Raw genomic sequence first — 21,923 nt, forward strand, 5'->3', positions numbered from 1 at the left:
GCGATAGGCAGGATTTATCATGCCGGGTCGCCCGCTGCCAAGCGCAGAAGGTGAAATAAGGTTAACAGCACATTCACCATTTCAAGCCACCAATAGCGTCCTGATTTGCTCTCAGGATGAGACCATGACCCTGCTTGAACGCGTTATCCGCGCGCACCGCTGCCGCTCGACCCACCATTTCATCGCGTTTGATGCGCTCTCCCTGATCGAGGGGCCGGAAGCGGAAGGGTGGAAATCGCTGATGCTGGTGCATCATGAGCAGCTTCTGAAGGGGGCCAAGGCCCCCGACGACACCTTCCGGGATTTCAAGAACCATGTTCTGCATGTCGGCGAGGGCGAATGGGGCGGGGCGCGGGCCAAGGCGGCCGAATGGTATGCGGTGGCCGTTGACCTGCTGCGCCGCAAACGCTGGAGCGACGCGGCCTGGGCGCTCGGTGTGCTCAGCCATTACTATGCCGACCCGATCCAGCCCTTCCATACCGGCCAGACCGAGGCAGAAGGCGTCATCCACCGCGCCGTGGAGTGGAGCATCGCCAAGTCGCGCCCGGAAATCGATGCGCGCATCGCCCAGCAGGGGTATCCCGATATCAAGGTGCCGGATGGGCTCGGCTTCGTGTCTGACATGGTGCGCGAAGGCGCCCTGCGCGCGCACGCGCATTATTTCACCTTTATCGACCATTATGACATTGATGCGGGCGTCGCCGATCCGCCCTCGGGCCTCGACGAGACGATGCGCGCCGTCATTGTGGATCTGATCGCCTATGCCACCGCTGGCTTTGCCGCCATCATCACGCGGGCCATAGAGGAGGCGGCCGTTTCTCCGCCCAAGGTCAATCTCACCCTGCAGGGCTATATCGAGACGCTGGATATCCCGCTGCGCTGGATCACGGCGAAGCTCGAAGACATGGCCGACCGGTCCACGGTCGAGAAGATGTACAAGGAATACCAGAAGACCGGAAAAGTCATCCGCGCCCTGCCGGAGGATGACAAGCTGATCCGCGAGCAGCACGCCAAGGAAGTGCGCCGGATTTCGCTGAAGGAACTGAATGCCGAGCCGATCGCCCCGCTGGGCACAAAGCGGGAGCCGGAGGTCGTCCAGCCTGAGGAACAGGCTGAAGACCTGCTTCAGGACACCGCTGAGGCCGAAGAAGAGATCCTCGACGGGATCGAGGAGGAGGCCGATGAGGCCGTTGCGGACGAAGCCTATGAGGACGCCGGCGACGAGGAAGACCTCCTCGAAGAGGCCGAAGCAGATGCCGAAGAAGACTTTGAGGACGACGCCGAAGACGAAATCGACCCCGAATATGAGGCAGACCTGGACGCCTCCGACGATGAGGACGAGGACGTCTATGAGGAAGAAGACGACCTGGAGGACGAGTTTGAGGCAGACGCTGAAGACGAGACCGATGAGGAAGACGATCCTGGGCCGCCGGCCATCATTGCCCCGGCCGCTGCCCGCCATCACCGCGCTGCCCTGACCTTCGACTCCCCCGTGGTCGATGCTCCGTCGATCGGCCCCAAAACGGCCGTGCACCTTGCCAGAGCCGGGATAGAGACGGTGGGTGACCTGCTGATCTGCGATCCAGATGAGGCGGCCGAGATCATTGGGGTCCGTCACATCACGGTGGACGCTATCGAGACCTGGCAGATGCAGGCGACCCTGATGATCGAAGTGCCGGGCCTCCGGGTGCATGACGCGCAGCTGCTCGTCGGCGCTGGGATTTCCTCACGCGAAGACCTCGCCAATGCGTCTGCCGCCACGATTTTCGAGCTGGCGATGGAGTTCCTTCAGACCTCCGCCGGCTCGCGCGTGCTGCGCCCTGGCGAAACGCTGGAGGAAGAGGAAGTCGAGGAATGGATCGAGATGGCGCAGGAAACCGCCTGATCACGTCCCGCGCGGCTTCAGTCCGCCCGTTTCATAAATCGCGTCGATCATCGCCATATTGGCAACCGCGTCCGCCCCGCCGGTAAGAGGGGTTGCCCGGCCCGCGATGACATCCAGCACATGGGCCAGCTGGTAGTCATATGTGGTCTCTCCGCCTACGGAGTAACGGGTGACGTCCCTGCCACGCTGGATCGAGATCGAGTTCCCGAAGCTGGGATGGATCGGGTTTGTGGCGCGCAGGATGCCTTCACTGCCCTTTATGGCCAGGAATGCCTTGATCTTCTGATCGGGCTTCATGCTGGTTCTCAGCCGGGCGGGCACACCGCCGGGAAATTCCAGTTCAGCTTCGGTAACAAGGTCGATACCTGCGGCCCCTTCTTCCATCCGGGCGGAGATCAGGCGTGGCTCGCTGCCAGCGACTGTCCGCAACCAGTGCAGCGGATAACAGCCAAGGTCCATCAGGGCGCCGCCGCCCAGATCCGGCCGGTGGCGCAGTTCTTCCGCCGCATAGGGAATCCTCACGGAGAAATCCGCTTTCATCGCGCACAGCCTGCCAATGGCGCCGCTGCGGACCTTTTCCAGAATGTCGAGGAACATGGGATGGAAGCGGTAGTGAAAGGCTTCGATCAGATGCCTGCCGGTGCGCTCTGCTGCGTCGGCCATCCGCCGGGCCTCCGGCGCATTGAGGGCGAAGGGCTTTTCACACAGCACATGCTTGCCCGCCTCCAGCGCGGCAATCGACAGGTCCGCGTGCCGGTGCGGGGGCAGGGCGTTGTAAATGAGGTCTATGTCCGGCCGCGCGATCAGGGCTTCATAGCTTTCCACAACTTCCGGAATGCCGTGCGCGCCGGCAAAGGCGCCAGCCCGCGCGCCATCCCGCGCGGCGATTGCCACCACGCTGCAGTCTGCCCGCTTTTTTACCTGCGGGATCAGGGCTTTGGGCGCAATTTTCGCCGCCCCGAGAATGCCGATCCGGACCATGCAGAGCCCCCTCCCTCAAGCCATAGGTAAACAAACGCGCACGGTTTGTTTACCCCGGCCTAACACCGCTTAACCCCTTTCTTGATGAATGACCCAAAAAGATTCACTCGATTCAGGAATCGGAAACCACACCGCGCGTTTAGTGCGGGCTCCACGGGGCCGTTGGATCTTAGGAGTGCCTTCGCCATGATAAATGATCTCATAGCGCACATCGCTAACACCAACGGTCTCGAGGAGCCCGTCGCCCGCAAGGCGCTGGGCATTCTGCTCAATGGCGCCGACCGGCAGGGGGCGCCGCTAGCGGCTGTCACTTTCCGCACCCTTCCCGGGGCCCGCGCGCTTGCCGCCTCGGCCGGCGCTGAGATCGGCGCGCCCACAGGTGAAATTGCCCGTCTGATCGAACTCACCCCCGGCGGCCGCCGCCGGGTTGTCGAGCAGATGTTTGGCGCATTGCGCACTGCCGGCATCGATCACGAAACCATGGGCCGCCTGCTGCCTTCCGTCGGCAACTGGATGCATGAGGTCTGCGGGATTGAAGGCCTCGGCCAACTTGGCGCCCTGATCGCGCACGATGCCGAGACTGCCGCCGCAGCGGCTGCCCGCGCAGCCTGACGCACGGGCGAGGCTTTTCAAGCCTCTCCAAGCCCGCTACAGCCCCTCGTCAGAACTGACCCAAGGACTGACAGGGGCCCGCCATCATGACGACTGAAAGCCTTCACGCGGATGAAGCCATCGCCGTTCGCCTCATGCAGGCGATCCGCGCCGATGCAGAGGCCGCCTGCGCGCCGGACCAGTTGGATCTGGTGTCGGTGACGCTCGATCTTTCCGCGACGGCTGAAGCGCCCGGCGCGCTTGTCTACACGCCCCGGATCGACCGCAAGACACGCACCATTCTCTTCACCAGCGGCTCGGCCGCCGGCCCGGCTGGCGCGGTGATGACCGCCACCGTCGTCTACCGTATCCGCCCGGCGGGCTGAGAAGCCGGCTGACGGCCTGCTTACTCTGCCGCCGGCAGAATCTCCTTGGAGGATTTGCCGTCCTCATTGGCGGCGACACTGCCTGATGGCGGCGGCGTGCGATCGCCGCCCTTGCGGGCACGCAGCCAGCTCAGCACCTTGAGCACATAGGGTTTCAGCCAGTTGATGACCTTACGGGCCCGGCGCTTCATCCGGTAGGGCACCAGCAACCAGGTGGGCGTGACCAGCAGGATCATCATGGTGGAGAAGGCAAGGCCAAACACCACGGCGGTTGCCAGCTGGACCCACCATTCAGAGGTCGCGCCGCCGAAATTGATGGCGCCTTCGGAGAACACCACCGTCATCTGCAACACCATGGGCAGCAGGCCGCATACGGTCGTGCCGGTGGTCAGAAGGATCGGGCGGATACGCTGGGCAGCGGTTGCCAGCGCGGCCTCTTCGGGCGGGCGCCCGTCCGACAGCAGACGGTTGAAGGTATCGATGAGAACGATATTGTTGTTCACGACGATACCCGCCAGCGCCACGATGCCCGTGCCGATCATCAGGATGCTGACATAGGGCAGCACAAGGTTGATGCCCACGAGAACCCCGGCCGTGGAAATGATCACGGCGGTCAGGGTCAGGATCACCTGCCAGAAATTATTGTACTGCCAGAGCAGGATCACGGCCATCATGAAGAGGGCGGCCGCAGCAGCCCCGCTGAAGAAGGCGGCAGCATCTGCCGAATCCTCGTCAGCGCCTTCAAAGCGCACCTCAATTCCGGCCGGCATGTCCTGCGCGTCGATCCATTGCTTGAGTTCAGCCACAATGGCCGCGCCCGCGCCCTGTTCGGTTGCGTTGCCGCGCACCGAAATCACCCGCTTGCCATCCCGGCGCTCTATCGTGCTGACGCGCGGGGCAGGCTCACGGTCGACAAACAGCGACAGCGGCACATTCCCCTGCGGCGTTGCGATCCGCAGGCTGTCCAGCGCGGAGGCAGAACGGGCGTCTTCCGGAAATCGTACACGGATGTCGATTTCATCATTGGAATCGTCCGGGCGATAGCGGCCCACAAGGATACCGTTGGTCACCAGCTGGACCGCGGCGCCAACCTGCGCAACATCAACCCCGAACTTGCCGGCTTCGGACCGGTCGACGGTGAGTTGATATTCCACGCCAGGCAGCGGCCGGGAATCGTCCACCTCGCGCACGTCCCCGCGCGCTTCCATCCATCCCCGGATCATGTCGGCAGCCTGATACAGCTCGTCATTGTCAAAGCCGAGCAGGGCGACCTGAATATCCTTGCCGCCGGGCGGGCCTTGTTCGCGGGCGCTGATCTGGAAGCGCAGCGCCGGCACATTGGAGAGACGCTCACGAACGCGCTCAAGCGTCACGCGGCCGTTATAGGGCCCGTCAGCAGTCGTTTTCAGATCCATCAGGATCTGGCCAATCGTATCTGCCGGCATGCCGCCGGAGGCGTCCATGTTGACCCCGCCGCCGCCGGACGACCCCGCGCGTGTGGACAGCGCCGTGATCCCGTCAAGGTCGGCGATGGCCGCCTCTGCGCGTTTCACCAGCTCAGCCTGCTCCGCAGCGGAAAGGGCGCCCTGTGCCTGCACGAACACATAGGCCTGTTCGGGTTCGATATCGAGGAACAGTTCGGATTTGTGCTGCTCCGAGCCGAACCACATGAAGATCAGGACGACGAGCCCGAAAGCTGCGCCCGTGGTCATCAGCGGACGGCGGATCGTTTCGCTGACAACGCGCACATACGCGCCCAGCCAGCCCTTCGCCTTGCGCGGGTCTGCGTCGGCTGCCAGCGCGGCGAGGTCTTCGTCGGTGCCGCCGGGGCGCGCGCCGAACGTGGCGCCCATCACCGGCAGGAAGATCAGCGCGGAAATCAGCGAGGCCGTCAGCACGAAAATTAGCGTGATCGGCAGGTAGGCCATGAACTTGCCGGGCATCGAGTTCCAGAAGAGGAACGGCACGAACGCGGCCAGCGTAGTCAGCGCAGAGCTGACGATTGGCCAGAACATCCGCTTGCCCGCCATCGCATAGGCGTCCCGCTTGTTCAGGCCCTCGGCCATCTTTCGGTCGGCATATTCGGTAACGATGATGCCCCCATCGACCAGCATACCGACCGCGATCACGAGGCCGAACATCACCATCATGTTGATCGTGAAGCCGAACGCGCCCAGCAGCAGGAACGCCATCACGAAGGTCGCGGGGATCGAGATACCCACCAGCGCGGCCGAGCGCAGACCGAGCGCGGCCACAACGATGATCATCACAAGCAGGATGGCCGTCATGATCGAGCTTTGCAGCTGGCCCAGCTGCGTGCCGATCATCTCGGATGTGTCGGAGGTGACAACCGCCTGCACCGTCGGCGGCCAGGATTGCTGCTCGATGGCCACCGCTTCGCGCACAAAATTGGCCGTATCAAGAATGTTTGCGCCGCTGCGTTTCACCACCTCGATGAGAAGGGCATTCTCGCCGTTGAAGGTGGCAAAGCCGGTGGGGTCCTTGAAGGTGCGGCGCACATCGGCCACATCGCCCAGGGTCACCACGGCATTGTCGGTCTGTTTGACCGGCAGGGAGAGCGCGTCGGCGCCCGTGCGGATAATGCCGGGCACCTTCACGGCAAAGCTGCCCTGGCCGGTCTCGATGGAGCCTGCCGCCACAAGCCGGTTATTGGCCGAGACGACTGCCATGATCTCCTGATAGGAGATGTTGTAGGTTTCCAACTTCACCGGATCGACAACGATCTCGAGCAGCTCCTCGCGCTTGCCCAGCACCCGGGCTTCCAGGATCGTGCCGTTGCTTTCCAGCCGGTCCTTGAGGTTGTCGGCGATCCGGGCAAGGCCGCGCTCGGGCGCGTCACCGTAAAGGTTGACCACCAGCACAGGGAACTGCGCCGCGTTGAACTCGGTGACAATCGGCTCGCGGGCGTCATCGGGGAAATAGCGTTTCGCCATATCCACCTTGTCTTTGACGTCGAGCACGGCCTGATTGATGTCCGCGTCGATCTCGAACTCCAGCACCAGCTGGGCCGCGCCCTCGGTACCGTAGGAGTTGAAGGTCTTCAGGCCTTCAAGCGACTGGATCTCCTGTTCGATCGGCCGCACCAGAAGGCGCTCAGCGTCTTCGGGTGTCACGCCGGCAAGCGGCACGGTGATGGCCACGAAGGGGATCGGAATATCCGGGTCCGCTTCCTTCGGCATGTTGATGTAGGTAGCCGTGCCAGCAATCAGCACGCAGACCAGGATGGTAAGGATCATCCGCGTCCGGCCGATTGCCCAATCGACAACGCCTGTCATTTTCCGGCTCCCTCGGCGGAGACCGGTTTGATCGTCACGCCGTCATTGAGATAGTCCTGGCCCATCGCAATCAGCCGCACGCGGTCAGGCAGGCCCGTCACCCAGGCGCCTTCGCTCGTCTCGTCGATAATGCGCACCGGCGCAAAGGCCACGGTGTTGTTCTCCGTCACATGGCGCACGCCCAGCTGGCCCGCGTCAGACAGGGTGAGAAGGGATGGCTTGATGAGCGTTGCGTCCGTCTCCCCGGCGGGAATGGACATGGACGCGGTAATCCCGGCTGCCACCAGCGCGTCGCCGGTATCAAGCTCGGCTTCAATCGGGAAGGTGCGGGTCTGTTCGTTGGCGGTGCGTGCCACAAAGCGCAGCTTGGCGGGAAACTTGCGGCCATCGGCCAGCACCACTTCGGCGGCCATGCCGACCTGAAGCAGCCCCGCCTGCGCCTCGGTCACCTCGGCCGCCACGATCACCGGATCCAGGTCCACCAGAAGGCCGCAGGCCCCGCCCGGAGAAAGATAGTCGCCCGCTTCGGCCATGCGGCGTTCGAAGACGCCATCAAACGGCGCGCGGATCTGTGTGCGGGACAACTCCACCTTGGCCGAGTTCACGGCTGCTTCGGCCGCATCAAGGCTGGCCTTGGCCGAGGCTTCGCGATTGGCGGGGGTGAGGCCCTTTTCGGCGAGTTTGACGGCGGCCTCATAATCCACGCGGGCGGAGTCGCGGGCCGCTTCGGCCTCTTTCACTCTCGCGCTGCGGGCTTCAACATCCAGTCCGCAAAGCAGGGTTCCGGCTTTGACGAAAGTGCCTTCGCGCACCGGCGTCGCCACCACCGTACCGGCGGTTCCCGCCTTCAGCGTCACTGATTTGTCTGGCGCCGTGCGGCCCTTGGCGGCAATCCGGATCGTATGCCGCTGGCTCTGCGCCTCAATCACGAGGGCCTGAGGGACATCGGAACGGGTTGAGGCCTCTGCCGCGGGTTGCTCCGTGCTGATACTTCCGCGCATGACGCTGCGAAGTCCGAAGTAGGCGACAATAGCCACCAGAATGATGGCGGCGATCAGGACGGAACGGTTCACTGTGTGGGTCTTTCCTGGGAGGGCGGACGGTAAAATAGGGCATCCCGACGCAAGAGTCAGGGTTTGTGCTAAAAGATTTCTAGCACGCCACCCGTTTCCAGCCTGCAAAGGACTGGACGAGTTTGGTTAATTGCTTGATCTGGCTGATTAATTCTTGCGAATATTACAGCGATGTTACAGCCGGTCTGCGCCCTGCCCAGGGCCGGGCGGCCTCCAGTTCCAGCGCCAGTTCAAACAACAGCCGGTCATCCCCCCTCCGTCCGGAGAACATCGCCCCGATAGGCAGGCCCGACGGTGACCAGGAAAGCGGCACACTCATCGACGCGGCGCCCGCCACATTCATGGGCGAGGTGTAGGCGACAAAGCTCAGCACGCTGTCCATCACCGCGTCGAAGTCCCTGTCGGGCGCCTGTTCCCCGATTGCCACGGCCGGGCTTCCGGTAACCGGGGTAAGCAGAATATCGAGGCCACTGAAGAAGCTGTGATACTCTTCCTCGAAGGCCAGAAGGTAGCCGACGATGCCCGGCAGGTCATCCATCCGGCTTGCCGCCATGTTTGCCAGGCCCAGGGTCCAGGGCTCCAGAATGTCAGGGCTGACCGGTTTGCCGGAATAAGCGCTGACCTGGCGGGCAAACTCTCCGGCGCCTGCGGCCCAGTACATGATGAACGCGTCAGTGAATTTCGGGCCGTCCATGGGGAGGGTATAGTCGATCACGGTATGGCCAAGGTCGCGGCAAAGCTGGGCAACGTCTTCGATTGCAGCGCGGGTATCGGAATGCAGCGTCGTTCCGCCAATCGGCTCGGGCGCAAAGCCGATCTTCAGCCGCCGGGTCAGGGGCTGGATTTCGCCGAGGGCCGGATACGCTCCGCCTGGCACTTCCGCCGCGCGGAAAAGCTCAACGGAGTCCCGTACACTGATGGTCACGGCATGGTTCACCGAAATCTGAAGCGGCGGGGCCGCCGCGCCGGGCTCGCTATAAGGCAGCCGGTCGCGCGAGGGCTTCATCCCGAAGACGCCACAGGTGGATGCGGGTATGCGGATCGATCCGCCCCCATCGCTGGCATGAGCAAAGGGCACGACGCCGGCGGCCACCAGCGCCGCGGCGCCGCCGGACGATCCGCCCGGTATGCGGGAGACATCCCAGGGATTGCGGGTTGGCCCGTTGGAGAGCGGCTCGGTGGAGGAAATCAGCCCGGCTTCCGGCGTCGCTGATTTGCCCAGCGACACAATCCCCGCCCGCCGCCATCTGGCGGCAAACACGCTGTCGGTGGCCGCCACATGCCCCTCAAGGCCCCGGCAGCCTCTCAGTGTCGGCGCGCCCCGCCAGTCGATCAGATCCTTGATGAAGCTCGGCACGCCTGCAAACGGCCCGGCAAGCACCCCGCCGGCATCGGCGCGGGCAATCTCGAAGGTTTCGGTAACGATGCCGTTGATCTGATCTTCCACGGCCCGCGCCCGCGCGATCGCCGCTTCCACTTCTGCCAATGCCGAGGTCTCGCCCGCGGCAATGGCGGCGGCGATCGCCACCCCGTCACGAAAGCCGGGGGGCGCCGGCGCGATGTCTGGCTTGGAGGCCGTATCGGACGCTTTGGGCGCGCAGGCGGCGAGGGCGAGCGTGGCGGCGCCTCCGGCGAGGGCGGCGCGGCGTGTCAGTCTTGTCATGAAAGGAAAGCTCCCGGTCCCATGCAATGTCTGCAGTTCATCGCCGCTCATCGTGGCGGGCAAGCCCCGCCAGCGCAAGCCCTCTCTGTCCTGACGTTGACACTGGCCCCGCCTGTCCCTTTACGGGTAAGTCTGCCGCGAAAGCCCGGAAAGGACCGCCCCCAGATGACAGAGCCCGTTTCGCCGGAACGAGACCGCGCTGACAGGTTGCTCGTCGCCCTCGGCCATTTCGAAAGCCGCGCCGGCGCGCAGGCCGCCATTGCGGCGGGCCGGGTCAGGGCCGATGGCCAGCTTGTCCGCAAGCCGTCTGAGATGATCGCCCGCAGCGCCCGGATCGAGGCGGAAGCGGCCCACCCCTATGTTTCGCGCGGCGGCCTGAAACTCGCTCATGCGCTTGATACATTCGGCATCGATGTCGCCGGAAAAACCTGCCTTGACCTTGGTGCCTCCACCGGCGGCTTCACGGACGTGCTGCTTCAGCGCGGCGCGGCCCATATCACGGCCATTGATGTGGGCCATGGTCAGCTACATCCGAAGATCGCCGCAGACGCCCGCGTCTCGGCCTTTGAAGGCCTGAATGCCCGCGACCTGACAGCCGGTCATCTGAAGGCCGCACCGGAAATCATTGTCTGTGATCTGAGCTTTGTGTCGCTGCACAAGGTGCTGCCCGTGCCGCTCATCCTCGCAGCGCCGGGCGCGCGCCTCCTTGCCCTCTTCAAGCCCCAGTTCGAGGTGGGCCCGGAGAATGTCGGCAAGGGCGGCATCGTCACCGATGAAGCAGCGGTGGGCGAAGCGCTCGCGCGCCTCCCGGTCTTCCTGTCGGAAATGGGCTGGCAGTCCGAAGCCCCCATCCCCAGCCCGATAGAGGGCGGAGACGGGAACCGGGAATATCTCTTCCTCGCCCGCAGGCTTCAGATCTAGTCGCGCGCGGCAACCGTCATCGGCAGTTCCACATCTTCCGTGGTGCCATCTTCAAGCTGTACACGGACGGTCACCGTCACGGCGGTGCCGGGCGTCAGGCTGTCAGGTTGCACGCCAAAGAACATCAGATGGTCGCCGCCCCGCGTCAGGGAATGGTCGCCATTGGCGGGAACGGTGAAGGTTTCCACCTTGCGCATCGCCATCTTGCCATCGGCGCTCATCTCATGGGTGTGCAGTTCAACGGCCTGCGCAAACGGCGCCTCTGCCCCTGTGATCGTCACGGCGCGGGCACCGGCGGCAAAGGTGCCAAAGCCGGCTGTCACGTCCCGCCCGGCCGGTGGCACGAGCACGCTGCCTTCGACCAGCGCCAGCGTTCCGGCGATGATGCCCCGGTCAACCGGCGCGTCCGCTTCCGTGCCCATGTCATCGCCGTGCATGCCGGCATGATCATCATGGACAGCCTCGGTTTCCACCGGGGCCACAGCAGCCTCACCAGCAGGCTGCTCATTTGCCGGCGCGCAGGCCGCCAGAAGCAGGGCCGAAAGGCTCGCCGCAGTAATCAGGGACATGCGCATGGGAAAGCTCCGTTCAGATCCACATTGGGGCGGAGTGAACATCAGCTTCCCGTTGATGGCAATTCCGTTTCTTGCCGCGCGTCAGGCTGCCTCAGTAACCGTAGAGCTCTTCCTCGCCCCAGCCATCCTGGATCTGCCACTGGCGTGTGTTGTTGTTCCAGCAGGCGGTCACCGGATCGCGCATCACCTGGCCATCGGGCATCTGCGTTTCGCGGTGGATCACCCGGCAGTCCGGCCCCCCGGAAGCCGGCTGGCCACCGCCATACTGATACCCGCCAGAGGGCGCATAGGATGGGGCAGGCGCGGGCGCCGGATAGGAGGAGGGATAGCTCGATGCCGGATAAGGCTGCGGCGCGGGGTGGGGATAGGAATTGGGGGCCCCGCGCATAACCTCGGCCCCGCCATAAAGGCCCTGGGTCGTCTGCGGGATCGAGCCGTAAGGCACGGAGGAGTAGCTGCTGACCGGCGCATAGGCCACCTGGCAGTCGGTTGAGGATTTCTTGGCGATGTCGCTGCCCGCCAGCCCGCCCACCAGCGCGCCCAGTGTCGCGCCGACGGCCACCTGCCCGGAATTGGACCGGCTTTCCTTATAGGTGCGCGGCGGGCCGCGGCGGCGGTATTCGGTGTAGTAGCGGTCATTGTCGATGTTATTGCCGATGGCGCCGCCGATCAGCCCGCCGACCACCGCGCCGACGACTGCGCCAGCCGTGCCGTCAGAGGATTTCTGCCGCTCGCACTGCACATTGCGTGCCGGCGCCGGGTAGGGATCATAGCCATAACCGTATTGGGCATGGGCCTCGCCCGGCAGGGAAACGGCCAGAAGGCTGACGCCGCAGGCGAGAATCGCCATCTTCATCATCACCACACTCCTTGTGATCGAAGGCCGAGGGCCTCCAGTGTTGCCTTTATACTGAGGCGGGCAATCTGAACCGGACCTGAAGAACGCGCGCGGCCGCCAAGCTGGCTGGACGGGCCGCCCTGTGGGCCACATATTCCCCTCATGGAATGGCGCAGGATAGCCGCAAGAACAGCAGGGCGCGCCCGGTATGCGGCCGGGCAGGGCCTGCGGTCTGCCTGGTATACGGCCCAGATGCAGGCCGCCCGTGCCCGCGCCGAAGGCTTCAACCGCCCCGGTGAGCCTGCCTTCCAGCCAAGCCGCGGCCGGCCCGACATGGCAGAGCTGCGGCGTGCTTATTTCGAGCTTTTCCTGCAGGACCGGGCCAATATCGAGGCGGGCCTCTATCCTGAGCCGCGCGAACTCCGCCTCGCGGGGCTTCCCGGCGCGCTCAAGGCCGCCCGCGCGTTCCAGCAGGATGTGAAGGCGGTGGACGAAAGACGCCTCGCCAGAGACGGCAAGGCGCTTCAGCGCGATATTCAGGCGGGCGGCGATTTCCTTCAGAGGAATGCCAACCGCTATCCCGATTATTACCTGCAGAATTTCCACTACCAGACTGGCGGCTGGTTCACCGATGAAAGCGCTGAGCTTTATGACACGCAGGTCGAAGCTCTCTTCTCCGGCACGGCCGACGCCATGCGCCGGGCCGCGCTGGCGGAAATTTCCAGGGCGCTGCAGGGGCGCGATCAGCGCCGGCAGAGCCTGCTCGATGTCGCTTGCGGAAACGGGCGTTTCCTCGAGAAGGTGCTGGAGGTGTGGCCGCGCCTCAATGTGACGGGGCTTGACCTCTCGCCTTCCTATACCGAAGCGGCCCGCGCGCGGCTTGCCCGCTGGCGCCAGGCCGATGTGATCCAGGAGATGGCCGAAGCCATGCCTGTGGAAAACGAAAGCTTCGACATGGCGGTGTCGATCTATCTTTTCCATGAGCTTCCGCCGCGTGTGCGCCCGCTGGTTCTGTCAGAGATATTCCGCGTCCTGAAACCGGGCGGGCTGTTTATTCTCGCAGACAGTCTGCAGTTCTCGGATCGTCCGCCTCTGGACGGTTTACTCGAATATTTCCCCCATGGTTTTCATGAGCCCTATTACAAGGACTATCTTGCATGGGATCTGGACGGCGCATTGACGCAGGCCGGTTTCGTTAAGGAGTGTGGCACACTTGCGTTCCTCACCAAGGTAACGGCCTGGCGCAAAACACATCTCTGACAACTATATTAAGTCTCTGCAATTAATCGTGATTTTTTGGACACAGTGTTCCGGCAAAGCCGGAAAATGACTGTATGGAAAGATGGAACACGGAGGATTCGTGGCTACGTCTCTGCCTGTGCCCGGCCAGAAAGCCAGGCGCCGTAATAAGGAGAAAGTAGATCATGAAACTTGCACTTGCTTCCCTCGCAGTTGTTCTCGCCGCAACGCCCGCTGCCTTTGCGCAGGGAGATGTTGAAATCAGCGGCGGCTATTCGAACTTTGATGTCGGCCCGGCAGAAGTCGGCGCGCTCACAGGCCGCGGCACCTACTTCTTCACCAACAATTTCGGTGTTGAGGGCGAAGCCTCTGTCGGCGTGAAAGACGATGATTTCGGCGTTGGCAAGGTTGAGCTTGATCATTCGCTCGGTGCCTATGGTGTCATGCAGGCGCCGGTTTCCGACCGCGTCAGCCTCTTTGGCCGCCTCGGCTATTCGTCAACCGAACTCAGCGCCAACAATCCTGCCCTCAGCGCCGCTGCGTCTGACATCAAGGGTGTTGCTTATGGCGTTGGCGCGAAATTCAATGCCAGCGAACGTTTCGGCATTCGCGGTGAATTCACCAAACACGAAGGCGACCGGAATGATGCCGACGTTGTTTCCATCGGCGGCGTGATGCGCTTCTGATGTAATTCCACAGCCAATTTCCTCCCAAACATCTTCCCGGCGCCCTGTGCGCCGGGATTTTTTTGTCTGTGGACAGAGTGTTTCCTAAAGGTAAACATTAAGGGCCTGTAATTAATCGTGCTTTTTCTGACACAGGGGTTAGGGTTTTCTGTCACATTGCTGCGAAGAAAGGTGGCACACGGATTTTTCATTGCTATTTCCGCCCTGCGCTCAGCGCAGTTATTTGGAGAAAGCGTATAATGAAAATCGCACTTGCTTCCCTCGCCATTGCCCTCACGGCTGCACCTGCAGCTTTCGCTCAGGGCGATGTCGAATTGAGCGCCGGCTATTCGAACGTTGATATCGGTTCTGCCGATCTCGGCGCTCTGACGGGCCGCGGCTCTTACTTCTTCACCCGTCACCTGGGTGTTGAAGGTGAGGCATCCATTGGCGTGAAAGACGATGATGTTGGTCTGGGCAAGGTCGAACTCGACCACTCCATCGGCGCTTTCGGCGTCGTGCGTGCTCCGATCTCTGAACGTTTCCACATGTTCGGCCGGGTTGGTTATGCCACCTCCGAACTGAGCGCCAGCGTTCCGGGCGTCGGCTCGGCTTCGGGTGATTTCGACGGCGTTGCTTACGGCGTCGGCGCGAAATTCTTCGCCACCGAACGGTTCGGCATCCGCGGCGACTTCACGAAATATGAAGGCGACGACAATGATGCCGACGTGTTCTCGATCGGCGCAGTGGTTCGCTTCTAAGCTTCCCCTGCATACTTGAATAGAAAAACCCCGGCACAGAACGTGCCGGGGTTTTTTGTTCTGCGGGCAGAATAATTGAGCTACCGCCCTGTCTGTCCCCGGTGGCGCAGCTTTGCGTCCGCCAGCACGCAGGCCATCATCGCTTCGGCCACCGGCACCGCGCGAATGCCCACGCACGGATCGTGCCGGCCGATCGTGCGCACATCCACTTCCTCTCCGTCGCGGGTGATGGATTTCACCTCGTTGAGAATGGAAGATGTCGGTTTGATCGCGATACGGACGACTACGTCCTGCCCGGTAGAGATGCCACCGGCCACCCCGCCATTATTGTTCGCGAGGAAACGCGGCGCGCCATTGCCCGCGCGCATCTCGTCGGCGTTTTCTTCCCCGCTCATCGCGGCGGCGGCAAAGCCTGCGCCGATTTCCACGCCCTTCACAGCATTGATGCTCATCATCGCGCCGGCGAGTTCGGCGTCGAGCTTGCCATAGACCGGCGCGCCCCATCCGGCCGGAACGCCGGAGGCATGCACCTCGACAATCGCCCCGGTCGAGCTGCCCGATTTGCGCACGCTGTCGAGATACTCCTCCCACTGCGCGGCCATCGCCGCATCCGGGCCCCAGAAGGGGTTCTCCTGCGTCTGGGCCCAGTTCCAGCGCTCCGGGTCGATCATGTGCGGGCCAATCTTCACCACGGCGCCGCGAATGACGACGCCCTCGCCGAGCACGCGGCGTGCCACCGCGCCAGCGGCCACGCGGGCGGCCGTTTCCCGCGCCGAGGAGCGGCCGCCGCCGCGATAGTCGCGTACGCCGTATTTCTGGTCATAGGCATAATCGGCATGGCCGGGGCGGTAGCGGTCGCGGATTTCGCGGTAATCTTTGGAACGCTGGTCAGTGTTCTCGATCATCAGCGAGATCGGCGTGCCGGTGGTCACGGGCCCGTCCGTGCGGTCGTCCTCGAACACGCCGGAGAGGATTTTCACCTCATCGGCCTCCTGGCGCTGCGTCACGAAGCGGGAGGTGCCGGGGCGGCGCTTGTCCAGGAATTGCTGGATGAACGGCGCGTCCAGAGGCAATCCGGGCGGGCAGCCATCCACGACACAGCCAAGCGCCGGCCCATGACTTTCGCCCCAGGTGGTGACGCGGAACAGGTGGCCAAATGTATTGTGGGACATGTGACAGGCTATCCTCTCGCGGCTGCGGGCCTCGTCCTATATGAAAAACGAAGGCTTACAAACCGCGAAAAGGTGGGCGTGCCCATGACCTCTCCTGTAATTCCGCCCAGCCCCAGCGCGGCTGACTATGCTGCCGAGGGCGACCGCCCGCTGGTGCCGGAGACAGATAACCCCATCGGCCTCTTCCAGGACTGGATGGCGCAGGCCCGCGCCAGCGAGCCCAACGATTCCAACGCCATGTCGCTGGCCACCGTCGATGCCGAGGGCCGGCCGGATGTGCGCATTGTGCTGCTGAAGGGCGTCGACCAGGAGGGCTTTACCTTCTTTACCAATCTTGAGAGCACAAAGGGCGTGCAACTCGCCGCCCATCCGGTGGCGGCGCTTTGTTTCCATTGGAAAAGCCAGCGCCGGCAGGTGCGGGTGCGCGGCGGGGTAACCCCGGTCAGCGCGGCCGAAGCCGACACCTATTTCGCCAGCCGCGCGGCGCAGAGCCGGATCAGCGCGATCGCGTCCGACCAGTCCCGCCCGCTGGCCGACCGGGCAGTGTTCGAGCAGCGCGTGGCCGAAATCTCGTCCATCTATGGCGACGACAAGGACATTCCCCGCCCGCCGCATTGGGGCGGCTTCCGCCTCGCGCCGACCGAGATCGAGTTCTGGCAGGACCAGGCCTTCCGGATGCATGACCGGTTGCGCTTCTACCGGAAGGAAAGCGGCGGCTGGGCAACGGTGCGGCTTTACCCGTAAACCGCCGCCCTGGCCGTCAGACGATTTCGGTGCCGGTCCGCTCCACGATCATGTGGGGCGCCCCATCGCTGGTGCGGGCCTGCGAGACGCCGGCCGCTGAAACGGTGATCGTCACACGCGTGCGCAGGTTCGAGAAGCTGTCGAACTCGACCACATCGACCGCCTCGTCGAAGTGGATCGTCACTTCAAACGCGGCCCCGTCATAAAGCTCCTTCACGCCGAGCACCCGGCCCGTAAAAGGCTGTTTCAGATACCTGCCCGAGACGAAATCTCCGACCTGCAAGGGCACTTCAGGTTCGTTCGACAGCCGGGCCGAGGCGGTGTTCCAATCCCGGTATCCCAGTTCACGGGCGACCAGTTCGAGCGCCTGGGAATGGGAAACAGGATCGCCGCTGCGGGCGCGCTCGGCGCGGATTTCGCGGGCGCGGGCTTTCGCCTGCTCGCGATTGGTGATGGGGGAAGACATCAAAAGGTTCCTTCTGCCGCCGGTCTCGATGAAGCAGGGCTCGCATTGCTGCAGGACTGGCAGGGAGAGGAGGTCTCATCTGCTGTCATGATCCCGCGCCGGCGCGCGGGGGGGATCTTCACCTTGAGGCGACAAGCCTTGCGAGCGGCGGGCGTCCCGAACCTTGGGGCGCGCAATACGCCGGCGCGCCGAAAACGTCAAGAATTGCCAATGCGTGCGGAACGATGGAGAGATGGCACCAGATGTGACAAAATCGACTCCGGATGAAACAAAATGAAACTCGGCCTGCAGATCGTCCTTGGAATTTTCTCGCTTGTTCCGCTGGCTTTTGCGGTGATGGGCGTCATGGGGGGCGCGGCTGCGCTGTCGCCCCATGCGCCGGTGGCTTCGGCGGTGGATAACCAGTTCCGGTATCTATCCGGGATGTATGTTATCGTCACCCTGCTGCTGTGGAGCATCATCCCGCAGATCGAGAAACACTTCCGGACCGCCGCGATCATCTGCGCGGCCCTCTTCATCGGCGGTCTCGCCCGCTACGTTTCCTGGCAGGCCGTAGGGCTCGGCACCAGCTATCAGCTGACCGGCATGTTCATCGAACTGGGCTCCCCGCTCGTCCTCCTGTGGGTCTGGCTTGTCGCCCGGCGTGCGAAGGGGTAGCGGCGGGGGTTCAAGGCGTCGCGCAGGAGGTCCAGCCTTCGTCATCGGCGGTCAGCCATTCGGCGACCTTGTAGGGCTCATCCGTGGCGATGAGAACGACGCCGTCATCGACGAGGCGCTGATACTCGCTGCCATCGTCATCGGCCCAGTATTGATCGTCGAGGCGTTCGCCGGGGCGGCCGAGGGTGCCGAACGCGGGCTCGACGCTTTCGGCCAGGAGGCGGGCATAGGCGGCGGGGTCAGGTTCGCGGGTGCCGGTCCAGGCGATGACGCGGCTGCGGTCAACGCCGAGGCCTTCAAGGCGTTCGATGTCGCGCCCGCCAAAGGCCGAGGCGGTCATCATGGCGCCCGGGGCGACACGGGCGATTTCGGCGGCTTCCTCATCCGAATAGGAAATCAGGATGGCGTTGCCCTCGGCGCCGGCGGCGAGAACGGCGGCCCAGATATTGGCGAAGGAGGTGGTCTTCTTCCGGTCCAGTTCGACAATGGCGCCCGTATTGCGGGCCCAGATCAGTGCGTCAGTCAGCTTGGGCGGGTGGAAGCTCGTCACCTCGCCGTCGATGTCCTTCAGGCGGTAGCCGGCGATGGTGGCCCAGTCGGTGTCGGAATTATAGCCGGTCGCGTCCACCGTGCGGCCGAACTGGTCATCATGGTGGAGGAAGAGGACGCCGTCGCGGCTTTCGGCCACGTCGATCTCGAAGACGCGGATGCCGCGCTCGAAGCCGTATTGCATCGTTTCAATGGCGTTCTCGGGAAAGCCGATGGCCGGGCCGCCGCGATGGGCGGCGACGACGACGCCATTGTTCTCGCGCAGGCAGTTGAAAAAATCGGGCAGCGGGGCGGTCAGCGCCGTGCTCATCGCCGGCGGCGTGCTGCCGGGATCCGCGATCACGATGGGGGTGTCTACCGGATCAGTGGCCGGGGCCTCGCTGCAGGCGGCAAGGAGAAGGGCAGAAAGGCCCGCTACCAGAAGTCGTGACATCAGCGTTGTCCTTTCCTTGCGTCAGCGCGTCTGCCCGAATAGACAGGGCTTTGATAAATCACAAGACACGACCCTGCGCAGAGACAGCGAAGACAAAACCTATTCCGGAGGAAGAGTTACATGAAAGGCATTATGCAGGACTGGCCGCTGACGGTGGACAAGATCCTCGAACATGCGCGTCTGCAGCACGGCAACCGCGAGATCATCACGCGCCGCGTGGAAGGCAATATCGCGCGCATCACCTATTCCGACCTCTATGACATGTCGAAACAGGTCTCCACGGCGCTGAAAGACGAAGGCATTGGCCTGGGCGACCGGGTGGCGACGCTGGGCTGGAACTCCGAGCGGCATATGGCCAGCTGGTATGGCACGATGGGCATTGGCGCCGTGCTGCACACGATCAACCCGCGCCTGCACCCTGAGCAGATCGCCTGGATTGCCAACCATGCCGAAGACAAGGTTCTGATCTTCGACAAGACCTTCCTGCCGATTGTCGAGGCGATCAAGGACAAGCTGGAAACGGTGAAGACCTTCGTGATCTATGCCGGCGCCGACACGATGCCGGAGAATACGCTCGGCGCGATTGCGTTCGACATCTGGATTGACGGGCGCAGCAAGAGCGTGCGCTGGGGCGACTTCCCGGAAGATACCGCCTGCGGCCTCTGCTACACCTCCGGCACGACGGGCAATCCCAAGGGCGTGCTTTATTCCCACCGCTCCAATGTGCTGCACACGCTGGTGACGATGGGCAAGGATGCGATGGGCATGGGCGCGTCGGACTCGGTGATGCCGGTGGTGCCGATGTTCCATGCCAATGCCTGGGGGCTGGCGATGTCCTGCCCCGCGACGGGCGCAAACATGGTGATGCCTGGCGCGCAGATGGACGGCGCCTCGATCTATGAACTTCTGGATACGGAGAAAGTTTCGCTGACGGCTGCCGTGCCGACCGTGTGGCTGATGCTGCTGACGCATCTTCAGCAGAACAATCTGAAACTGCCATATCTGAAGAAGGTTCTGATCGGGGGCTCTGCCATTCCGGAGAAGATCCTGCGGGCCTTCGAGGAGGAGTATGAGGTGGATGTGGTGCATGCCTGGGGCATGACCGAGACTTCACCGCTGGGAACCCTCGGCGCGCTGCCACCGCACCTGGAGAATGCGCCGGTTGACGCGCGCATGAAGCAGAAGCTGAAACAGGGGCGCCCGCCATTTGGTGTGGAGCTGAAGCTGGTGGATGATGACGGCCAGGACGTGGCGCGTGACGGGCAGTCTTCTGGCCGCCTGATGGTGCGCGGCGCCGCTGTTGCTGCGGGATATTTCAAGGGCGCAGGCGGGCATGTTCTGGATGCGGAGGGCTGGTTTGATACCGGCGACGTGGCCACGATCGACGAGATCGGCACGATGACCATCACCGACCGCGCGAAGGATGTGATCAAGTCTGGCGGGGAATGGATTTCCTCCATCGACATCGAGAACATCGCCGTGGGCCATCCCAAGGTCGCCAACGCCGCCGCCATCGGCATCTACCATCCGAAATGGGATGAACGCCCGCTGCTGATCGTCCAGCCCGCGCCCGGCGAAAGTCCGACCAAGGAAGAAATCCTCGCCAGCCTCGAAGGCAAGATCGCCAAATGGTGGACGCCGGATGATGTGCAGTTTGTGGACAGCATTCCGCTGGGCGCCACCGGCAAGATCAACAAGCTGCCGACGGCGTAAGGGGCCATGCAAAAAGATATCCTGTTCCTGCTGAAGCCGGGCTTTCGGGATCCGGCATTCCCGGAACAGGATTTCTATTGCTGGCACTGCGCGCTGATGGAGGGGGTGTTGGCTTCGTTTCCGGAGCACCGCCCTGCGCTGGACGTGCGCCGGATTGCCTTTCCAAGGCCGCGCGGCGATGTCGCCGCGCTGATCGGAGAGGCCAACCAGTCGCTGCCGGTTCTGGTCCTGGCAGAGGGGGCGCCCGCGCTTCTCTCAGCGGCATCGTTCAACGGGCGCCAGTTCGTGAACGAGCCGATGGCGATCCTCGATCTGCTGCACACACGGCATGGTTATCCGCGCGCCCATCCCTGACACCGCGCCTCATTGCGGGGCGGGGCAAAATCGCTAGGGTCGCGCGCGAAGCATGAGGACGGCCATGAGCGACACCCCATACACAGGCAATGAGCCGGCAGGCTGGCGCGGAAAACTCGCCGGGGCCGCGCTGCTGGCAGCGATTGGCGCAGTGGTGTGGTTTGGCGTGGCGGCGCTGGGCACGCGGGCGGGGCTCTGGAGCTGGCAGACGGGGCTGGAGACGCTGACGCTGCAGTTCGGGCCGCCGATGGTCTCGGCGGTGATCGGCCTGTCGCTCGCGGCGGGCATTGCCGCCCTGGCGAAGGCGCCGCGCAAGCGGCCGTTCATGATGGCGATGGCGGCGCTGCTGGTGTCCGGTCTCACCATGGGGCGGTTGGCCGCGCATGAAGGCCAGATGGACCGCCTGCCGCCGCTGCACGACATCCAGACCGACTGGAGCGACCCGATTGCGCCGAGTGACGCGCTGGTGACCGAGCGGGAAGCGGCCGGCGCGCAGAACGCGATTGAAGACGACCCGCTGATTTCGGCGGAGGCCGATGCGCGCTGGCCGGGGCTTTCCGGGCGGCGTGTCGCCGAGGTGCAGGAGGAGGCGGAGTTTGTGCCGGGCGAGCAGAAATCGCCGCGCGCCACACCCTATCCCAAGCTCGCCCCGCTGATTGCGCCGGGCACGCCGGAAGAGGGCTATGCCGCCGCGCTGGCCGCTGTGGAGGCGCGCGGCTGGACGATCGTGCTGGCCGAACCGGAAGCGGGGCGCATCGAGGCGACCGAGACCAGTTTCTGGTATGGCTTCAAGGATGACATTCTCATCCGTATACGCCCCGATGAGGCGGGCGTGCGCATTGATGTGCGCTCGGTGAGCCGGGTGGGATTGTCAGACCTTGGCGTGAACGCCAAGCGCGTGCGCAACCTGCTGGACGAACTGGAAGTGCGGCTCAACAAGGCGGCGTCCGCGCCGGGCTGA

At 63.7% G+C, this 21,923-nt stretch carries 21 protein-coding genes; 12 read left to right on the top strand and 9 right to left on the bottom strand.

Annotation, left to right across the window (positions count from 1 at the left end):
• The first annotated feature begins 124 nt into the window (after positions 1-124).
• Complete coding sequence (locus tag HPO_RS01450; RefSeq protein ID WP_035593513.1) at positions 125-1,885, top strand: DUF4332 domain-containing protein; 1,761 nt, start codon at positions 125-127, stop codon at positions 1,883-1,885.
• On the opposite strand, the gene HPO_RS01455 is transcribed toward HPO_RS01450, so the two are convergent.
• Positions 1,886-2,866, bottom strand: coding sequence for a Gfo/Idh/MocA family protein (locus HPO_RS01455; RefSeq protein ID WP_035593515.1), 981 nt, complete (start codon positions 2,864-2,866; stop codon positions 1,886-1,888).
• Between the two features lie 186 nt (positions 2,867-3,052).
• Between HPO_RS01455 and HPO_RS01460 the strand changes: the two genes are divergently transcribed.
• Both HPO_RS01460 and HPO_RS01465 read left to right on the top strand, forming a co-directional pair.
• Complete coding sequence (locus HPO_RS01460; protein ID WP_051612156.1) at positions 3,053-3,478, top strand: hypothetical protein; 426 nt, start codon at positions 3,053-3,055, stop codon at positions 3,476-3,478.
• A gap of 86 nt (positions 3,479-3,564) precedes the next feature.
• A complete protein-coding gene (locus HPO_RS01465; protein ID WP_035593517.1) occupies positions 3,565-3,843 on the top strand; it encodes a hypothetical protein in 279 nt (92 codons plus the stop codon).
• A gap of 20 nt (positions 3,844-3,863) precedes the next feature.
• Here HPO_RS01465 and HPO_RS01470 read toward each other — a convergent pair whose 3' ends face one another.
• The 3 genes from HPO_RS01470 to HPO_RS01480 form a co-directional block, all read right to left on the bottom strand.
• Complete coding sequence (locus tag HPO_RS01470) at positions 3,864-7,139, bottom strand: efflux RND transporter permease subunit (RefSeq protein WP_035593519.1); 3,276 nt, start codon at positions 7,137-7,139, stop codon at positions 3,864-3,866.
• Positions 7,136-8,212: an efflux RND transporter periplasmic adaptor subunit gene (locus HPO_RS01475; protein ID WP_035593521.1), complete on the bottom strand. Its 1,077-nt coding sequence runs from the start codon at positions 8,210-8,212 to the stop codon at positions 7,136-7,138. Before HPO_RS01475 ends, HPO_RS01470 begins: the two co-directional genes overlap by 4 nt.
• 163 nt (positions 8,213-8,375) lie before the next feature.
• On the bottom strand, positions 8,376-9,875 hold the full coding sequence (locus tag HPO_RS01480) for an amidase (RefSeq protein WP_035593726.1): 1,500 nt from the start codon (positions 9,873-9,875) through the stop codon (positions 8,376-8,378).
• A 165-nt stretch (positions 9,876-10,040) separates the two neighbouring features.
• On the opposite strand from HPO_RS01480, the gene HPO_RS01485 reads away from it, so the two are divergent.
• On the top strand, positions 10,041-10,796 hold the full coding sequence (locus HPO_RS01485) for a TlyA family RNA methyltransferase (RefSeq protein WP_035593523.1): 756 nt from the start codon (positions 10,041-10,043) through the stop codon (positions 10,794-10,796).
• Here the strand turns inward: HPO_RS01485 and HPO_RS19480 are convergent.
• Together HPO_RS19480 and HPO_RS01495 are read right to left on the bottom strand one after the other, a co-directional pair.
• Positions 10,793-11,371 carry a copper chaperone PCu(A)C gene (locus tag HPO_RS19480; RefSeq protein WP_051612157.1) on the bottom strand — a complete coding sequence of 193 codons (579 nt, stop codon included), beginning with the start codon at positions 11,369-11,371 and terminating at the stop codon, positions 10,793-10,795. The two genes, HPO_RS01485 and HPO_RS19480, sit on opposite strands and share 4 nt — an antisense overlap.
• 91 nt (positions 11,372-11,462) lie before the next feature.
• Entirely contained in the window at positions 11,463-12,230 is a 768-nt protein-coding gene (locus tag HPO_RS01495; RefSeq protein ID WP_035593525.1) for a glycine zipper domain-containing protein, read from the bottom strand.
• Positions 12,231-12,371: 141 nt separating this feature from the next.
• On the opposite strand from HPO_RS01495, the gene HPO_RS01500 reads away from it, so the two are divergent.
• The 3 genes from HPO_RS01500 (at position 12,372) to HPO_RS01510 (ending at position 14,874) form a co-directional block, all read left to right on the top strand.
• A complete protein-coding gene (locus HPO_RS01500) occupies positions 12,372-13,469 on the top strand; it encodes a class I SAM-dependent methyltransferase (RefSeq protein ID WP_035593527.1) in 1,098 nt (365 codons plus the stop codon).
• Between the two features lie 164 nt (positions 13,470-13,633).
• Positions 13,634-14,134, top strand: a complete 501-nt coding sequence (locus HPO_RS01505) for a porin family protein (protein WP_051612158.1) — start codon at positions 13,634-13,636, stop codon at positions 14,132-14,134.
• A gap of 239 nt (positions 14,135-14,373) precedes the next feature.
• Entirely contained in the window at positions 14,374-14,874 is a 501-nt protein-coding gene (locus HPO_RS01510; protein WP_035593529.1) for a porin family protein, read from the top strand.
• Between the two features lie 80 nt (positions 14,875-14,954).
• On the opposite strand, the gene aroC is transcribed toward HPO_RS01510, so the two are convergent.
• Positions 14,955-16,046, bottom strand: coding sequence for a chorismate synthase (gene aroC / locus HPO_RS01515; protein WP_035593531.1), 1,092 nt, complete (start codon positions 16,044-16,046; stop codon positions 14,955-14,957).
• An 84-nt stretch (positions 16,047-16,130) separates the two neighbouring features.
• Between aroC and pdxH the strand changes: the two genes are divergently transcribed.
• Entirely contained in the window at positions 16,131-16,790 is a 660-nt protein-coding gene (gene pdxH / locus HPO_RS01520) for a pyridoxamine 5'-phosphate oxidase (RefSeq protein ID WP_035593731.1), read from the top strand.
• 16 nt (positions 16,791-16,806) lie between these two features.
• On the opposite strand, the gene HPO_RS01525 is transcribed toward pdxH, so the two are convergent.
• On the bottom strand, positions 16,807-17,256 hold the full coding sequence (locus HPO_RS01525) for a glyoxalase superfamily protein (RefSeq protein ID WP_035593533.1): 450 nt from the start codon (positions 17,254-17,256) through the stop codon (positions 16,807-16,809).
• Positions 17,257-17,529: 273 nt separating this feature from the next.
• On the opposite strand from HPO_RS01525, the gene HPO_RS01530 reads away from it, so the two are divergent.
• Complete coding sequence (locus tag HPO_RS01530; protein ID WP_035593535.1) at positions 17,530-17,913, top strand: DUF4345 domain-containing protein; 384 nt, start codon at positions 17,530-17,532, stop codon at positions 17,911-17,913.
• Positions 17,914-17,923: 10 nt separating this feature from the next.
• Here HPO_RS01530 and HPO_RS01535 read toward each other — a convergent pair whose 3' ends face one another.
• A complete protein-coding gene (locus HPO_RS01535; RefSeq protein ID WP_241767847.1) occupies positions 17,924-18,895 on the bottom strand; it encodes a glycerophosphodiester phosphodiesterase family protein in 972 nt (323 codons plus the stop codon).
• A 120-nt stretch (positions 18,896-19,015) separates the two neighbouring features.
• On the opposite strand from HPO_RS01535, the gene HPO_RS01540 reads away from it, so the two are divergent.
• The 3 genes from HPO_RS01540 to HPO_RS01550 all read left to right on the top strand — a co-directional run bounded on the left by HPO_RS01540 (position 19,016) and on the right by HPO_RS01550 (position 21,923).
• Positions 19,016-20,608 (top strand): long-chain-fatty-acid--CoA ligase, encoded by a 1,593-nt coding sequence (locus tag HPO_RS01540; RefSeq protein ID WP_035593537.1) that lies wholly within the window; start codon positions 19,016-19,018, stop codon positions 20,606-20,608.
• Positions 20,609-20,614: 6 nt separating this feature from the next.
• On the top strand, positions 20,615-20,962 hold the full coding sequence (locus tag HPO_RS01545; protein WP_035593539.1) for a DUF3088 domain-containing protein: 348 nt from the start codon (positions 20,615-20,617) through the stop codon (positions 20,960-20,962).
• 64 nt (positions 20,963-21,026) lie between these two features.
• Positions 21,027-21,923, top strand: a complete 897-nt coding sequence (locus tag HPO_RS01550) for a DUF1499 domain-containing protein (RefSeq protein WP_035593541.1) — start codon at positions 21,027-21,029, stop codon at positions 21,921-21,923.

It is taken from the genome of Hyphomonas polymorpha PS728 (assembly GCF_000685315.1).
GTDB lineage: Bacteria > Pseudomonadota > Alphaproteobacteria > Caulobacterales > Hyphomonadaceae > Hyphomonas > Hyphomonas polymorpha.

What these genes read in the sequence shown, in the direction of transcription:
- HPO_RS01525 (WP_035593533.1), bottom strand. Translation starts at nt 17,256, where the DNA reads ATGTCTTCCCCCATCACCAATCGCGAGCAGGCGAAAGCCCGCGCCCGC.
- HPO_RS01535 (WP_241767847.1), bottom strand. Translation starts at nt 18,895, where the DNA reads ATGTCACGACTTCTGGTAGCGGGCCTTTCTGCCCTTCTCCTTGCCGCC.
- HPO_RS01455 (WP_035593515.1), bottom strand. Translation starts at nt 2,866, where the DNA reads ATGGTCCGGATCGGCATTCTCGGGGCGGCGAAAATTGCGCCCAAAGCC.
- HPO_RS01545 (WP_035593539.1), top strand. Translation starts at nt 20,615, where the DNA reads ATGCAAAAAGATATCCTGTTCCTGCTGAAGCCGGGCTTTCGGGATCCG.
- HPO_RS01505 (WP_051612158.1), top strand. Translation starts at nt 13,634, where the DNA reads ATGAAACTTGCACTTGCTTCCCTCGCAGTTGTTCTCGCCGCAACGCCC.
- HPO_RS01485 (WP_035593523.1), top strand. Translation starts at nt 10,041, where the DNA reads ATGACAGAGCCCGTTTCGCCGGAACGAGACCGCGCTGACAGGTTGCTC.
- HPO_RS01530 (WP_035593535.1), top strand. Translation starts at nt 17,530, where the DNA reads ATGAAACTCGGCCTGCAGATCGTCCTTGGAATTTTCTCGCTTGTTCCG.
- HPO_RS01500 (WP_035593527.1), top strand. Translation starts at nt 12,372, where the DNA reads ATGGAATGGCGCAGGATAGCCGCAAGAACAGCAGGGCGCGCCCGGTAT.
- HPO_RS19480 (WP_051612157.1), bottom strand. Translation starts at nt 11,371, where the DNA reads ATGCGCATGTCCCTGATTACTGCGGCGAGCCTTTCGGCCCTGCTTCTG.
- pdxH (WP_035593731.1), top strand. Translation starts at nt 16,131, where the DNA reads ATGACCTCTCCTGTAATTCCGCCCAGCCCCAGCGCGGCTGACTATGCT.
- HPO_RS01450 (WP_035593513.1), top strand. Translation starts at nt 125, where the DNA reads ATGACCCTGCTTGAACGCGTTATCCGCGCGCACCGCTGCCGCTCGACC.
- HPO_RS01510 (WP_035593529.1), top strand. Translation starts at nt 14,374, where the DNA reads ATGAAAATCGCACTTGCTTCCCTCGCCATTGCCCTCACGGCTGCACCT.
- HPO_RS01460 (WP_051612156.1), top strand. Translation starts at nt 3,053, where the DNA reads ATGATAAATGATCTCATAGCGCACATCGCTAACACCAACGGTCTCGAG.
- HPO_RS01470 (WP_035593519.1), bottom strand. Translation starts at nt 7,139, where the DNA reads ATGACAGGCGTTGTCGATTGGGCAATCGGCCGGACGCGGATGATCCTT.
- HPO_RS01495 (WP_035593525.1), bottom strand. Translation starts at nt 12,230, where the DNA reads ATGATGAAGATGGCGATTCTCGCCTGCGGCGTCAGCCTTCTGGCCGTT.
- HPO_RS01480 (WP_035593726.1), bottom strand. Translation starts at nt 9,875, where the DNA reads ATGACAAGACTGACACGCCGCGCCGCCCTCGCCGGAGGCGCCGCCACG.
- HPO_RS01540 (WP_035593537.1), top strand. Translation starts at nt 19,016, where the DNA reads ATGAAAGGCATTATGCAGGACTGGCCGCTGACGGTGGACAAGATCCTC.
- aroC (WP_035593531.1), bottom strand. Translation starts at nt 16,046, where the DNA reads ATGTCCCACAATACATTTGGCCACCTGTTCCGCGTCACCACCTGGGGC.
- HPO_RS01550 (WP_035593541.1), top strand. Translation starts at nt 21,027, where the DNA reads ATGAGCGACACCCCATACACAGGCAATGAGCCGGCAGGCTGGCGCGGA.
- HPO_RS01465 (WP_035593517.1), top strand. Translation starts at nt 3,565, where the DNA reads ATGACGACTGAAAGCCTTCACGCGGATGAAGCCATCGCCGTTCGCCTC.